Here is a 14,875-nt window from a genome sequence, read left to right as displayed (position 1 = left end):
GGGCTTCGAGTAAGATGATTTTGTCTTTTTGAGTTTTACCGGACAGCAATAATTGTATAAATGTTTTAACATTAAACAACCAACCATCAGGCGGATGGGTACGCTCGGAGCTCCTCTGTCGGAATAAAGTGGAGTAAACTCCTTTTCAAAATAGGACCAGTCTATTTTGTCTGCAAGAACTGCAAGTTCGTGCTTCATGTCAATAAAATCTTTCAGCATGGGGCGGAACAAATCCCGCTGCCCTTTTTCCGGTAATTTTCCTAACATAATTCGCAGGGTTTTATACCGTAAAGATACAAATCCCTGCAAATATATGCAACTGTTTTTGATGTTATTTTTATTGAATCACAATATGTTAAGCGAATATTAAGGAGCGACTAAATACAAAAGAGGCAACTTCATCGTTGATGAAAAGCTGCCTCTTTTAAGCTATGGTAAAGCAGAATTATGCGGTAGCTACTGCCGAAGCATGTTCTGCCGTTTTAAATTTGCGCTTCTGAATTTCGTAAGCGATCGGGGTTGCCACAAACAAAGTAGAATACGTGCCAACGATCACACCTAACAGGATCGCAAACGTAAAACTTTGAATTGTAGATCCACCCAGAAGGAAGATAATAAATACGACGATAAACGTGGAGAGTGATGTACTGAAAGTACGTGTAAGCGTAGAGTTCAATGCATCATTGATCACCTGATAGCGATCTCGTTTCGGATAGTTCTGAATTGTCTCGCGAATACGGTCGAAGACAACCACGGTATCGTTGATCGAGTAACCGATTACGGTCAGAATAGCAGCGATAAACGTCTGATCGACCTCCATCGAGAATGGCATGATCTTCCAAAGCAGTGTGTAGAATGCAATGATACACAAGGTTGTCACTGCGACAGACACGAATACACCGACCGAGAACGCTACGTCGCGGAAACGGACGAGGATATACAGAGCCATACAGAACATGGCGAATATCACAGCCATAAATGCGCTGTTCTTGATATCGTCGGCCATGCTTGGTCCTACCTTCTGCGAACTTTGAATGTGGTCGGAAGTAAACTGTTCGAATGTGGTACCCTCCGGCAAGAATGATTGGAGACCGGCATACAACTTTCCAGCAATCTCGTCGTCTACATCCGGAGCATTGTCTGCAATGCGATAGTTTGTCGATACACGCACCTGATTCTGGGCGCCGATTGTAATTACTCCTACAGATCCGCCTTGCAACTGCGGCTCCAATGCCGAACGAATTTCGTCCGTGCGTACGTCCTTATCGAAACGGATCACATAATTTCGTCCTCCCGTAAAGTCGATACCGTTATTTAAACCTACGGTGAACATCGATACTGTACCAAGGATGATGATAATTAGCGGAATCAGATAGCCGATTTTCCGTTTTCCGAGGAAGTTTACTTTCGGGTCAGTCAGAATATCCTTCGATAGCGAAGTCGTGAATGTCAGATTTTTGATCTTGTCTTTCGCCAATAATGCTTCGTATACGAGACGTGTCAGGAAGACAGCCGTTAAGAACGAGGCGATCAAACCAATAATCAAGGTCGTGGCAAACCCGCGGATCGGACCTGTTCCAAAGACAAACAACACGATACCTGTGATGACAGTTGTCAAGTTAGCATCGAAAATTGCCGAGAAAGCGTTTGAATAACCGTCGGCAATCGCTTTAGCCAGTTGCTTACCGCTACGCAGCTCTTCTTTTGTACGTTCATAAATCAACACGTTTGCATCGACGGCCATACCCAATGTGAGTACCATACCGGCGATACCCGGCAGTGTCAATACGGCTTGGAAGGATGCAAGAATACCCATGGTGAAGAAAATATTCAGCACCAATGCACCGTTAGCAATCATACCCGGTAAAAGACCGTAGATAGCGCACATGTAGATCATCAAAAGAATCAGGGCCAAAACGAACGAGATAACTCCCGCCTGAATTGCCTCTTGACCGAGTGAGGGGCCTACGATATCTTCCTGTACGATATTGACTGAAGCCGCCATCTTACCGGATTTCAACACGTTGGCTAAGTCTTTTCCTTCATCCTGCGTAAAATCTCCCGTAATTTGCGACTGTCCACCGGTAATTTCTGTTTGAACGGTCGGAGCGGAATAAACCATACCATCCAGCACGATCGCGATGCTTCGCTTGATGTTTTCTTTCGTTAGACGTGCCCATTCACGAGCTCCTTCGGCATTCATCGTCATGCTCACCTGATATTGCGAACGTCCGATTTGCTGCTGTGCAAAATCCGCCACAGCATTCGTCACCACATCGCCACTCATAGCCGGCGTGCCGTCGCGGTTCGTTACTTTCAGCGCATACAGCTGGTAGAACTGGTCGTTCTCATCCATTGCTTTTACGCCCCAACGGAAGATAACGTTATTCGGAAGCACGGCTTTGACTTGCGGCATATTCAGATATTCGGAAATCTTTTCCATATCTGTCTTTTTTGCATAGCCTACTACCGGTCCCGGAATCAGGTAACGCCCGGTTTGATCTACGTTCAGTTGCAGCAAAGCGAACAACGGGTGTTGTTTGGCATATTCTTCCAACGACATATTGGCTTCGGGAGTTTGCTGCTCCTCACTTCCCAACTGTGCGATCAGCGAGTCGGTGGCTTGTGAGGCCGTGGTGTCCGCTTGTGCTGTCGATTCGGGAGTCGGCACGGAGGCTGCTGTCGTGTCGGTCTCAGCCGATACGGGTGTCAAAACACGTGCCAATACTTGATCGGCAGCCATCAGTTGTTGGTTGATCTCTGTCAGGTTATACGTTTCCCAGAACTCGAGATTAGCACTTCCCTGCAAGAGTTTGCGCACACGTGCCGGCTCTTTCACACCCGGCAATTCGACCAGAATACGTCCGGCAGTTTCCAGACGCTGGATATTGGGCGAAACAACCCCAAAACGGTCTATACGCGTACGTAATACATTAAAGGAGTTGTCAATCGCGCTTTGCAGCTCTTCCTTGAGTACGGAAACAACATGATCGTCCGAGCTTTGCGGATTAATTTTTTCTTTCAGTTCAAACGTGCTGAAAAGGGCTGACAGATGTGCACCCGGATCCAGCTTCTTATACTCTTCGGCGAACAGATCGACAAAGTTTTTTTGGCTGGTTGCCTGACGAGCATAAGCGGCTTCCAGTGCTTTGTTGAAATTGACATCCTGATTGTTGTTGGCCAACGAACGGATAACATCCGGCACATTGAGTTCCAATACAACGTTCATTCCCCCCTTCAAGTCAAGCCCTAAGGTTACTTCCATCTCCCGGCACTGTTTCAACGTGTAAGCACCAAACCAAACTTTTTTGTTGGCTAACGAGTCTAAATAAAAACTCTCCTTCGACGAGCTTCCGTTTGCATACTCAGCCGCCTCTTTATAATATTTTCTCGTCACAAACGAGAAAGACAGATAATAGAGGCAAACCAAAGTAAGCAATATCGCAAAAACTCTTACAAATCCTTTGTTTTGCATTTGAAATTATTGATTTATATGTTATTTGTTCTTATTCCTCTTTTTTTTAGGGTGCAAATATAGCGTTTTTTCATTAGTTAATGACAAAAACGGAATTAATTCTTATTTTAGATAGAGGGAAAGCGGGGTGAAATTTAGGAACTTCTATAAAAAAGAAATGGTTGTCTCACGACAACCACAATCTTCATTGTTAACCTTAAATCTAATACCATGAAAAACACGATGCAAAGATAAGGCGTTTTATGCTATCCAACATAATTCTTCGGCAGAAAAATGCATTCCATTATATTTATTTAACTCTTCTATCGGCTCCCCACATCAATTTATCACGCAAAGTTTGATAAAAAGTCTGGTTGTACCGATTGATGATATGTATCGAAAAATCCGCTTTACAAACAGAAAATCTTACATCTGTCGGGCAGCTTTGCGAACGTCCGTCGAGGGAAATCAGAAAAGAATGGGTACGACTTTCGATATTTAACGAAATTTTATACGATCCGGGTACCACGAGAGGACGCACATTTAAACTGTGCGGTGCCACCGGACTTAATACGATGTTATCACTTTGCGGCAAAATGATGGGGCCGTTGACACTCATTGAATAAGCCGTAGAACCGGTGGGCGTAGCAATGACTAACCCGTCGGCCTGGTACGATGTCAGGTATTCACCGTTCAAGCTTGTGTGAATCGTGATCATGGACGATGTCTCACGCTTCAGAATCGCCACTTCGTTGAGAGCGCAGTTATAGCCTTCAAACGCGTGCTTGTCCATATCCAGACGGAGCAACATGCGCTCTTCTATATTATAATGTTTATGATAAAGCTCGTCGAGTGTTTCCTCAATCTGATCTGCCCCGATATCGGCCAGGAATCCCAATCGTCCCGTATTGATCCCTAAAATCGGGATGTTCTGCCTATTGATCTGCTCAGCCGTGCGGAGAAATGTCCCGTCTCCTCCGACACTTAATGCGATATCCAGATCGAACGGGGGCGCTTGAAGCACGCCGTCAATCATCGGGCATACTTCCGGAAACTCGGCCAGAAAGGCATAGAAATCGTGCGACACATAGACTTCCGCCTTCAATGCGGCTAATTTTTTGAACAATCTGCGAATCAACGGTAATTTATCCGTGTGATACCCGCTGCCGAATAATCCAACTTTCATTTTATAAATCTTTTGCACCGAATTTCTTTAATAATTTCTCAATTCATCCTACATTTGCATGTATATTTCTCGACAAATATAGAGTAAGTGAACGAAATAAGACTGATCTTGCATGGTAAATTTAAGTGTGAACATCAATAAGGCGGCTACCCTCCGTAATGCTCGAGGCGGAAATATTCCTGACGTAGAACAGATTGCCAAAGATTGCGAATCGTTCGGAGCGCAGGGTATCACCGTGCATCCCCGTCCTGACGGACGGCACATCCGTTACAGCGACGTTTATGCCATCAAGCCGAATATTCGTACTGAGTTGAATATCGAAGGCTATCCGAGTCAATCGTTTATCGACCTTGTATTAGACGTGAAGCCAACACAGGTTACACTGGTCCCTGACGCTCCCGATGCGCTTACGTCGAACGCGGGATGGAAGGTGCAGGAGCATTTCGAGTTGTTGAGCGGATTAGCAGATTTGTTTAAGCGCCATCAGATCCGTATGTCTATTTTTGTCGAAACGGATTTGACCAATTTGGAATGGGCTGCCCGGACAGGTACCGACCGAATCGAACTGTATACCGAACCGTATGCACAGCAATATGCCATAGATAGAGACACCGCCGTAGCCCCATTTGTCGAAGCCGCTACATGTGCGCATGAACTTGGTCTCGGCATCAATGCCGGTCATGATCTGAATCTGCAAAATCTTTCCTTCTTCGCCTCGCGTGTTCCGTGGCTTGAAGAAGTGTCGATCGGTCACGCCCTGATCTGCGATGCTCTTTATTACGGCTTGAAAGAAACAATTAAGCTCTACAAAAACTGCCTGATACAGAAATAGAACAAAAATAAGAACAAAAAATATAAAACAGAAAAACGTATGAACATTTTAGCAGCATTAGCACAAGTAACGCCGAATCCGGCCGACGCAACCCCGATGAACCTGACTCCGGAAACCGTCCCGACAGAAGCGCAACTGAATATTATCGATCTGGCTCTGAAAGGCGGATGGGTGATGGGGGTTCTCCTCATCCTTTCTTTAGTCGCTATTTACTTTTTTATTCAACGAATTTTGGTGATTCGTCAGGCCGCCAAGAGCGACGAAACGTTTATGAACCGGATCCGGGATTATGTATATGAAGGAAAAGTCGATTCTGCGCTCAATCTCTGTCGTACGACGAAGACACCGGCAGCCCGCATGATTGAAAAGGGAATTATCCGTTTGGGACGTCCCACAAACGATGTGTTGGCGGCAATCGAGAATGCGGGCAATATTGAAATTGCAAAACTGGAGAAAGGCTTTCCGGTACTTGCCACTACAGCAGCCGGCGCTCCGATGATTGGCTTTCTGGGCACGGTGACCGGAATGGTACGTGCTTTTTACGATATGGCTAATGCCGGAACGAATGTGGATGTATCCTTATTGTCGGGAGGTATCTACGAAGCTTTGGTGACAACCGTCGGCGGTCTGGTAGTAGGCATCATCGCTCTTTTCGCGTACAATTATTTGGTCGCGCGTGTCGACAATGTTGTCAATCAACTAGAAGCCAACACGATGGAATTTATGGACTTACTGAACGAACCGGCTAACTGAACATTATGGCGTTGAAACGAAGAACCAAAATCAATGCAGCTTTCAGCATGGCTTCGATGACAGACGTCATCTTTCTGTTGCTGATCTTTTTTATGGTCACGTCGACCGTGGTCGTGCCGAACGCGATCAAACTGACCTTGCCTCAAGCTCAGAAGCAAACGGCGGCGAAACCGCTTACACGGGTTACGATCGATGCGGCTGGAAATTATTATGTTGCGGCCGGGAAGCAGCGCGAACGGATGGTAACATTCGACGAGATTACTCCTTTCCTTCAGGAGCAGTACGTTCAGGAGCCGGAGATGTTCGTTGCATTATATGCCGATGAAACCGTGCCTTATAAAGAAATCGTGAAAGTGCTGAATATTGCAAACGAAAATAAATTCAAGGTGGTATTGGCTACTCGTCCACCGTCTCACAAGCCATGAAGTTTGAAAAGAATGATATCATAGCGCTGATCGGCTCGATTATTTTTCATCTGTCGATTTTACTCGTCCTCTATTTTACGGTACTTAAAACAATCGTTCCGGAGGAAGATAGCGGTATCATGGTGAATTTCGGCAATGTCAATCTTGCAGCCGGACAGTTTGAGCCGCGCGGTGAGCCGGCTTCGTCCGACATGACGGCAGCTCCTCCGCCACAGCCTGCCCCTCCCACTCCACGCGAAGAAATGATCACACAGGACCTGGAGGAATCTGTTTCACTCACAAATAAGAAGAAAGAAGAGGAACGGAAAAAGAAGGAGAAGAAAGAACAGGAAGAGGCTCGTAGAAAGGAAACGGAGCAGCGTAAGGCGGAAGCGGAGCGTAAGAAACAGGCTGATGAACAGCGGCGTAAGGAGCAGGCTATCCGTGACCGCGTAGCCGGTGCTTTCGGCTCAACCGGAGGTAGCGAGAACAGCAATCAGGGAGATGCGGCCAGTGGCAGCGGCAATCAGGGTAGCCCGTTCGGCAATTCCGACAGCGGAGCAAACGAAGGAGTGGGCGGTATCGGTTCATTCAACTTGAACGGTCGTTCGATCGGTGCGGGAGGCTTGCCCAAACCGGCTTACACCATTCAGGAAGAGGGGCGGATCGTGATCAATATCACCGTCGACCCGCGAGGCAACGTCATCATGGCCGAGATCGGCAAAGGAACGAACATCGACCATGCCACGATGCGAAAAAGTGCGCTCGAAGCTGCTCGGAAAGCGAAGTTTAACAGTATTCAGGGCACGAATAATCAGAGCGGAACGATCACGTATCGCTACTCATTAAGATAAAACGCATGTAATAACCATTCAAAAAACTTATAAACGATGAAAAAGGCTTATGTATTTTTAGCAACCGGCTTTGAAGAAGTCGAAGCGATCGGTACAATCGATGTACTACGCCGTGGAGGAATGCACGTTGTAACGGTTTCAATGACCGGTGCCGCAACGGTTAAGGGAGGGCATGATATTCCCGTCGTTGCCGATGGGCTATTTGAAGACCTCAGCTATGCCGATGCCGATGTGCTCGTGCTGCCCGGTGGAGGTCCGATGCTTAACGATTACGAGGCATTGAAGAAAGAAATCGTGCGCCATCACGATGCCGGCAAGCCGCTGGCAGCTATTTGCGCTGCGCCACTCGTTTTCGGCGGATTGGGACTGCTTGAAGGCAAGCGCGCAACATGTTATCCGGGATTTGAAGAGTACCTCAAAGGTGCAACTGTCGTTAATGTACCGACGGTTACCGATGGTTCAATCATCACCGGCCGGGGGCCGGGACTGGTTTTCGATTTCGGGTTGGCTATACTGGAGCATCTCGAAGGGCTCGAGTCGGCGGAACAGGTCGCCAAAGATTTATTATTGAAATAAAAAAGCCGCTTTACGCGGCTTTTTTATGTATGACAGGTGAAAGAAAGTACTATTCTTTCACTTCCCCGATCTCTCCGATAAACAGAATAACGCCGGTGCTCTTTTCGCGTATGGCAAAAACAAACGGCCGGTCGATATGGAAATGAATGGGGGAAGGACCGGCGGATGTATTTTCTGTTTCTACAACGGTTACGGCAGCAGCTTCCGTACCTTCTTCGTCGACCTGCACAAACGTTTTATGAATCACACGTGAAATAAATATCGACACATCGGTGATGCCGGAAAAATCAGCCGCCTCCGTAAACGGTATGTGCATTCCCATCTCCGGCAGGATCTTTTTCTCGAGCCCGTATTTACACTCTGTCTTGAAGCGCGGCATACGCAGCGATACTTGTGTTGGACAAATACCTTTTATAATCATGCTCCAATGCTTGTTGTCGAGTTGTTCGATCACGTCGCGCGTTGTCCGGCCTTCGTTCGGCAGCATCACGATCATGCTGAATGCTTTGTTGCCGTAGTCCATCTCAAGGTATTGACAGCACTCGTCGGTCGTATAGCCGAAGGTGCTTTTCTGCTCCATCATGTTGACTTCCTGTGTAGTACCGTCCGCTTTGCGGAAAGGAGCCCGTTTCGTATCGCTCTTTTTGAACTGAGTCACCCAGATGCCTTTAAAATAAACGGCATTAATCAGATACATAAAAGCATTCTCCGGGATATAGTCCAGCACCTCGGTGATTTTGTTATTCGTTTTTTTCGCACACCAGCCGTTAATGGCCGGAAGGGTGGCAGGCGATGAAAAATCGACGGCTCTTACTTCCGCATCGTAGTGCGTGCGATTAGCCAGAATAAACGGTTCTTTAACCGATTCTTCCTGTCTGTACCAGATCGAATTGGCAATCCCGATCGTGGTCGAGGGGTCTACTCTGAGGAGCGCTTCCCGCAGCGAACGGCTGTACTCGTTGATATCCTCCATCGCATAACCGGTTTCGCGCAAGGCGGTTTTCATCTCACCGGCTGTGGTGCCGGCAGCGCCGTTCAGCGTCATGTTCAGCGCCATGCTTACGCTCAGCGGGGAGATAAAGACATTCGCCTCTGTCGCGTGCTTACGTGTCGTTCGCAGCAGATCGAAGGCAAAGGCATTGTCTTTTTCTACCTTTTCCGCCTTTTTCAAGATGATGGGCTGAGCCTCAGTCAGAGGCTTGGGCGTTTCCTGATCGGAAGTGCAGGCGCCCATCAAAGCCATTATTCCGATACCAATCCATTGCTTCATAAGATATTTTGTTTTATGTGTAACACAAGTACTATTCTGTCACTTCCCCGATCTCTCCGATAAACAGAATGACGCCGGTGCTCTTTTCGCGTATGGCAAAAACAAACGGCCGGTCGATATGGAAATGAATGGGGGAAGGATCAATGGATGTTTTTACTTCCTCTACAACGGTTACGGCAGCAGCTTCCGTACCTTCTTCATCGACCTGCACGAATGTTTTATGAATCACACGTGAAATAAATATCGCAGCGTCGGTGATGCCTGAAAAATCAGCTGCCTCCGTAAACGGTACGTGCATTCCCATCTCCGGCAGGATCTTTTTCTCGAACCCGTATTTACACTCTGTCTTGAAGCGCGGCATGCGCAGCGATACTTGTGTTGGACAAATACCTTTTATAATCATGCTCCAATGCTTGTTGTCGAGTTGTTCGATCACGTCGCGCGTTGTCCGGCCTTCGTTCGGCAGCATCACGATCATGCTGAATGCTTTGTTGCCGTAGTCCATCTCAAGGTATTGACAGCACTCGTCGGTCGTATAGCCGAAGGTGCTTTTCTGCTCCATCATGTTGACTTCCTGTGTAGTACCGTCCGCTTTGCGGAAAGGAGCCCGTTTCGTATCGCTCTTTTTGAACTGAGTCACCCAGATGCCTTTAAAATAAACGGCATTAATCAGATACATAAAAGCATTCTCCGGGATATAGTCCAGCACCTCGGTGATTTTGTTATTCGTTTTTTTCGCACACCAGCCGTTAATGGCCGGAAGGGTGGCAGGCGATGAAAAATCGACGGCTCTTACTTCCGCATCGTAGTGCGTGCGATTAGCCAGAATAAACGGTTCTTTAACCGATTCTTCCTGTCTGTACCAGATCGAATTGGCAATCCCGATCGTGGTCGAGGGGTCTACTCTGAGGAGCGCTTCCCGCAGCGAACGGCTGTACTCGTTGATATCCTCCATCGCATAACCGGTTTCGCGCAAGGCGGTTTTCATCTCACCGGCTGTGGTGCCGGCAGCGCCGTTCAGCGTCATGTTCAGCGCCATGCTTACGCTCAGCGGGGAGATAAAGACATTCGCCTCTGTCGCGTGCTTACGTGTCGTTCGCAGCAGATCGAAGGCAAAGGCATTGTCTTTTTCTACCTTTTCCGCCTTTTTCAAGATGATGGGCTGAGCCTCAACCAGAGGCTTGGGAGGTTCCTGATCGGAAGTGCAGGCGCCCATCAAAATCATGATTCCGATACCAATCCATTGTGTTTTCATTTGAATCCAGCTTTTTCGTAAAACATTTTTAAATTTAAAACAGTCTCTATACCTTGACGTATTATATAACAAAAACGCTGCATCATCGGTAAAAAAAATGATGATGATTCGGTAAAAGACTGTGAGATTACGAATGCAGATATCTTAATCTTGCCGCTTTTTCAGTGGAAGGATAATATCGTTCGCTTGGACAGACGAGGACAGGTTTGTAACAGGACAGAATGCTGATTACGGTTTATAGTTTACCGGATCGTTTTTCACTCCTGTACCATAGACTTTCGTGGCGCCGTATCCGCCTCCTCCGGAGTAGGGCTGTTCGAAACTCAGGTCGCGCAGGTAGTATTTGCCGTTGCTCTCTTTCACGACGATGGCTGTGTTGAGTGTACGTCGCAGGATTGCGCCCACGGCGTTGCGTTGTATCCGCCAGTCGCTGTCCATAATAAAGACTTTCTCCACTTTGATTCCGGAGAAGTGGGCATTGGCCAGTCGGAGCATGGTGGCTTCGAGTTGGGAGTTGCGCATGCGCGGAGTGGGGAGTTCAACCATGCGGGCCCGCTCCTGTTCGGCTTCCCAGGCGGCCGCTTTGGCATTCTCGGCCACCGCGTCGTAAGGGGCGTAGCCTTTGGCTTTGAGTTCGCTCAGGAGAACATCGTGTTCGGCCACCGCCCTGCGGTAGCGCTCGGATGTCTTATCCACATCTTCGCGGGTGGAGAGCCGGTCAAGCGTATAAGCAGCAAAAAAGAAATACTTTTCTACGCTATCTTTCTCGGTATGCGTACGTGTTTTTTTCAGGTTTCGTTCAACCGACTCAAGCAGCTCATCACTCGGTGTGCGTAAGATGCCTTCGAGTCGTTTCTGTTCTGCCCGCCACTGTGTTTGATACGCATCGGAGGGGCTTACTCCGTATTGTTTCTCCAGCAGATCTAGTAGCTTGCCGCCCTGGGTGAGCAGGTAGGTGTTGTCGGTAGCCTGAGCATAGGCAAAACATTCGGCCACACGGCGGTAAACAAAGCCGTTGGCCGCCTCGCTGGGGGAATTCTTGTATGCCTGCTCGCTGAACATGGGAAACATGTTGATGTATCCCTCCACATCGGTACCGGTCATCAAGTCGTTGGCGATATCGAGGTAGAGCTTGGGAAGAGTTTGTGAGTAAGCGGCATATTCGGTCATGGTTTGCGGGATGGGTTTACCCAATTTGTTGCGTTCGCCTCCGTGGGCAACAGCCGTGGCGGTCGAACCCGTTGGCTGTGCCTGCGAAGCGATTGGCGTGCCGGGTGAATTCCTGTCAGTCTTTTTCTCCACAGCTTTCTCGACCGTTTCTTCAACTTTATCTTCAGCTTGGTCGATACCTTTGCGTGTAGCTTCGGTGGCCCGGTTTTCGATTTTTCGCTCCACTTGTCGTTCGGCCGATCGTTGTACCTGTTTGCCAATCTTCTTTAAACTAATTTGTGCTGAAACGGTATGTCCCGCTATCGCGAGAAGCACAATCATCATGATGTTTTTTACTATTTTCATATCGTTATTTTTTTAGAAATGTTCTTTTTTAGTATTCAGTTTTTAGCGGTCGGATAGACCGCAAATTTCAAATGTTTAGTTCGTATTCAACTCACCATTAAATTATATCAGGCTTTCAGCCCTCCGCCGAGAGATTGCCTTCTTCCCCAACCCTTTGCTCCGATCTTCCCCCTTTGAAGGGGGAGATGTGCATATCGACGTTATGACGGGCGAACACTGAGGTTCGCCCCTATATTACTACTCTTCTCGTCATTCGTCATTTACTGAACGCTGACGGCTGATTACTGACGACTATTTCACCATCACCTTGGTTACCTGCTCTCCTACGCGCACCAGATACATCCCTTCGGTTAACGGCTGTACGTGATCGCCGGCGGGGAGGGAAAGTGTTTTCACGAGGGCACCTTGTACATTATATATATGTACCGTCTGCGCTGCGGGGAGCGTGAGATACAGAGCGCCGCCGTGGGCGTAGACCCGCAGGCCGTCGATCGTTTGATTGGCTGTAGTCTCATTGATCTTAAAGTCTTTCCAGACAGGCGCAGTCTGATACTTCGCCTTGGTGCCTTTGGGTACCTTGAGCGTCACCTCCGAGAGGGTATCGTCAAAGACTTTCGCACCAATGCTAAGCGGTACATCCCAACGGACGATTACCTCCCGCAGCGCTTTGCAGCTCGAAAAAGCCGATTCCCCGATAGAGGTAACAGCGCTTGGAATACGGATGCTTTTCAGTGACGTGCAGTCGGTAAAGGCGTTATACTTGATTGCAGTAAGGGTAGTCGGCAGCGTGATGCTTTGCAGGGCCGTGCAGCCGTAAAAAGTATGACTGCTTATCTTCGTAATCCCCTCCGGCAGCACAATGCTTTGCAGCGCCGTACAGAATTCAAAGGCTAGGGATTCGATGGTCTTTATTCCGGCGGGTAGCGTAATGCTTTGCAGCTTCGCAGCTTGAAAGAAGGAATACTCCCCGATGGTGCTAACGCCCACCGGGACACTGAAGGACGTAGCCGCTTTCCCTAAAGGATAGTAGATGAGGCGGGTTTTTGCTTTGTTGTAAAGCACGCCGTCGGCTGCGGTAAAATGAGCATTGCCGGCATCCACCTTGAAGGCCGTTAAAGCCGAGCATCCGAAAAAAGCATAACTTCCTATTTCCGTAAGGGCAGCCGGCAGTGTAATGCTTTGCAGCGCCTTGCAAAAAGAGAAGCCGTGAAATTCAATTTTGGTAAGCGTAGTCGGCAGAATGATGCTCTTCACTTTTCCGCAGCGGGTAAAAGCATTCTTTCCTACAGTACTAATACCGTTTCCGATGGTTATTTTTTCCATGTCGTCCCGGAAAGCATACCAGGGCCGATCGGTGCCACCCGGAAAGGCATAGTCCGGCATCGCCCCCTTTCCACTGATGGAGAGGGTTTTGGTAGCGGCGTTGTAGCTCCAGTGGAGTGGCCCGGTGATGCCGCTGTTTTGCGCCGCAGCGCCAAGGGCTGTCATCAGCCCCATGATCAGGATAAGAAATTTCATTCGCGTCATTGTTTTGCGTATTTAATTATTAGTATTCAGTGTAAATTAATTATTGAATCGTCAATGGTCTATTATTAGTCATGGTACACGGTGTAGAGACGCAATTCATTGCGTCTCTACGGGGCGTACCATGTTTTTTTAACCCGACAAAATTTCATTCGCGTTGATTTGCGTCATTTGCTTTCAGCGTTCGTAATTCGTAATCCGTCATTCTACTGAACGCTGACGGCTGATTACTGACGACTATTTCACCATCACCTTGATTACCTGCTCTCCTACGCGCACCAGATACATCCCTTCGGTTAACGGCTGTACGTGATCGCCGGCGGGGAGGAAGAGTGTTTTCACGAGGGCTCCTTGTACATTATATATATGTACCGTCTGTGCTGCGGGGAGCGTGAGATACAGAGCGCCGCCGTGGGCGTAGACCCGCAGCCCGTCGACTGTTTCGTTGGCTACGGTGCGGATCACGTCGAAGACGCAGGTACCGCTTTGTCCGCTGCCATCGTTAGCCGTGGCGGTAACGCGCGCTTTACCTTTCTTATGGATCGTCACTAATCCGTTGGAATCGACCGAGACGATGGTCGGGTCGCTGCTGGCCCATGTCAGAGACTTGTTCGAAGCGTTCGACGGGTATACGGTGGCCGTGAGCTGCACGATCGAGTAGTCGGCATTGATCGTGAACGTGTTTCGGTTCAGCGTAACGCGCATTACCGATACGGCCGGTGTCGTAGCCGCTTTGGTTTTAACCTTCTTTTCGCCGTAGTACACCCTATTACCGGCTTCATCACGTACGCTCACATCAACCTTATACTCGGTATTGGGTTGGAGACCGGTAATGGTATAGGAGGTGATATTGACAGGATAATTGCTTTCGTGAGAGTATTCCCAAACACCATCGGGCAACTTTTTCCACATTACATTATATCTCAACTTATTTTGTGGAGTCACATCATCGGTTCCGGGATTCCATCTCACTTCTATTTCAGTGGGCTTGAATGATATTGGGTAGACTACTACGGCTCCCCAAGGTGATCCTATTACTTTGTAACCACCCGGTTTGGGGTCTACGGTATCGGCAGCCCATGCATAGTTTGTCACTGTCATCGCAAGAAGAGCGATGATCCAAATCGAAAATTGTTTTGTCCGTTTCATGTCTTTAAAATTTAGTTGTTTAGTGGTCAGCTGTCAGCATTCAGATAGACCTAATTTAATTGTTAATTGTCAATTGTTAATTGTTATGCGTGGTACACGTTGT

General features: G+C 48.1%; 12 protein-coding genes and 1 pseudogene. 5 read left to right on the top strand and 8 right to left on the bottom strand.

The annotated features are described in order from the left end of the window. The 3 genes and pseudogenes from ACTTKA_RS09115 to ACTTKA_RS09105 form a co-directional block, all read right to left on the bottom strand. Positions 1–267, bottom strand: a pseudogene (locus ACTTKA_RS09115) (hypothetical protein); the annotation flags it as partial. Positions 268–445: 178 nt separating this feature from the next. Continuing rightward, entirely contained in the window at positions 446–3,475 is a 3,030-nt protein-coding gene (secDF, locus tag ACTTKA_RS09110) for a protein translocase subunit SecDF (protein ID WP_442724792.1), read from the bottom strand. A 289-nt stretch (positions 3,476–3,764) separates the two neighbouring features. Next, positions 3,765–4,640, bottom strand: coding sequence for an NAD kinase (locus tag ACTTKA_RS09105; protein ID WP_442713882.1), 876 nt, complete (start codon positions 4,638–4,640; stop codon positions 3,765–3,767). A 112-nt stretch (positions 4,641–4,752) separates the two neighbouring features. On the opposite strand from ACTTKA_RS09105, the gene ACTTKA_RS09100 reads away from it, so the two are divergent. From ACTTKA_RS09100 to ACTTKA_RS09080, 5 genes are read left to right on the top strand one after another with little or no spacing between them, the layout of a single operon-like run. After that, positions 4,753–5,472, top strand: a complete 720-nt coding sequence (locus ACTTKA_RS09100; RefSeq protein ID WP_442724791.1) for a pyridoxine 5'-phosphate synthase — start codon at positions 4,753–4,755, stop codon at positions 5,470–5,472. 39 nt (positions 5,473–5,511) lie between these two features. Continuing rightward, positions 5,512–6,225, top strand: a complete 714-nt coding sequence (locus tag ACTTKA_RS09095) for a MotA/TolQ/ExbB proton channel family protein (RefSeq protein WP_442713884.1) — start codon at positions 5,512–5,514, stop codon at positions 6,223–6,225. Positions 6,226–6,230: 5 nt separating this feature from the next. After that, positions 6,231–6,650 (top strand): ExbD/TolR family protein, encoded by a 420-nt coding sequence (locus ACTTKA_RS09090; protein WP_014226220.1) that lies wholly within the window; start codon positions 6,231–6,233, stop codon positions 6,648–6,650. Further along, complete coding sequence (locus tag ACTTKA_RS09085) at positions 6,647–7,483, top strand: energy transducer TonB family protein (RefSeq protein WP_442724790.1); 837 nt, start codon at positions 6,647–6,649, stop codon at positions 7,481–7,483. The genes ACTTKA_RS09090 and ACTTKA_RS09085 overlap by 4 nt, the downstream gene beginning before the upstream one ends. Positions 7,484–7,519: 36 nt before the next feature. Beyond that, on the top strand, positions 7,520–8,059 hold the full coding sequence (locus ACTTKA_RS09080; RefSeq protein WP_442713886.1) for a DJ-1 family glyoxalase III: 540 nt from the start codon (positions 7,520–7,522) through the stop codon (positions 8,057–8,059). Positions 8,060–8,108: 49 nt separating this feature from the next. Here ACTTKA_RS09080 and ACTTKA_RS09075 read toward each other — a convergent pair whose 3' ends face one another. The 5 genes from ACTTKA_RS09075 to ACTTKA_RS09055 all read right to left on the bottom strand — a co-directional run bounded on the left by ACTTKA_RS09075 (position 8,109) and on the right by ACTTKA_RS09055 (position 14,772). Next, entirely contained in the window at positions 8,109–9,329 is a 1,221-nt protein-coding gene (locus ACTTKA_RS09075) for a serpin family protein (protein WP_442724789.1), read from the bottom strand. Between the two features lie 31 nt (positions 9,330–9,360). Beyond that, a complete protein-coding gene (locus ACTTKA_RS09070) occupies positions 9,361–10,584 on the bottom strand; it encodes a serpin family protein (RefSeq protein WP_442724788.1) in 1,224 nt (407 codons plus the stop codon). A gap of 228 nt (positions 10,585–10,812) precedes the next feature. Continuing rightward, a complete protein-coding gene (locus tag ACTTKA_RS09065; protein WP_442724787.1) occupies positions 10,813–12,099 on the bottom strand; it encodes a hypothetical protein in 1,287 nt (428 codons plus the stop codon). A gap of 291 nt (positions 12,100–12,390) precedes the next feature. Beyond that, positions 12,391–13,617 (bottom strand): leucine-rich repeat domain-containing protein, encoded by a 1,227-nt coding sequence (locus tag ACTTKA_RS09060; RefSeq protein ID WP_442724786.1) that lies wholly within the window; start codon positions 13,615–13,617, stop codon positions 12,391–12,393. A 243-nt stretch (positions 13,618–13,860) separates the two neighbouring features. Beyond that, complete coding sequence (locus tag ACTTKA_RS09055; protein ID WP_442724785.1) at positions 13,861–14,772, bottom strand: Ig-like domain-containing protein; 912 nt, start codon at positions 14,770–14,772, stop codon at positions 13,861–13,863. Positions 14,773–14,875 lie beyond the last annotated feature (103 nt).

Origin of the sequence: Tannerella sp. (assembly GCF_052170195.1) — a bacterium.
In the GTDB taxonomy this organism is placed as follows: Bacteria; Bacteroidota; Bacteroidia; order Bacteroidales; family Tannerellaceae; genus Tannerella.
This window is presented reverse-complemented; position numbering and strand designations above follow the sequence as displayed.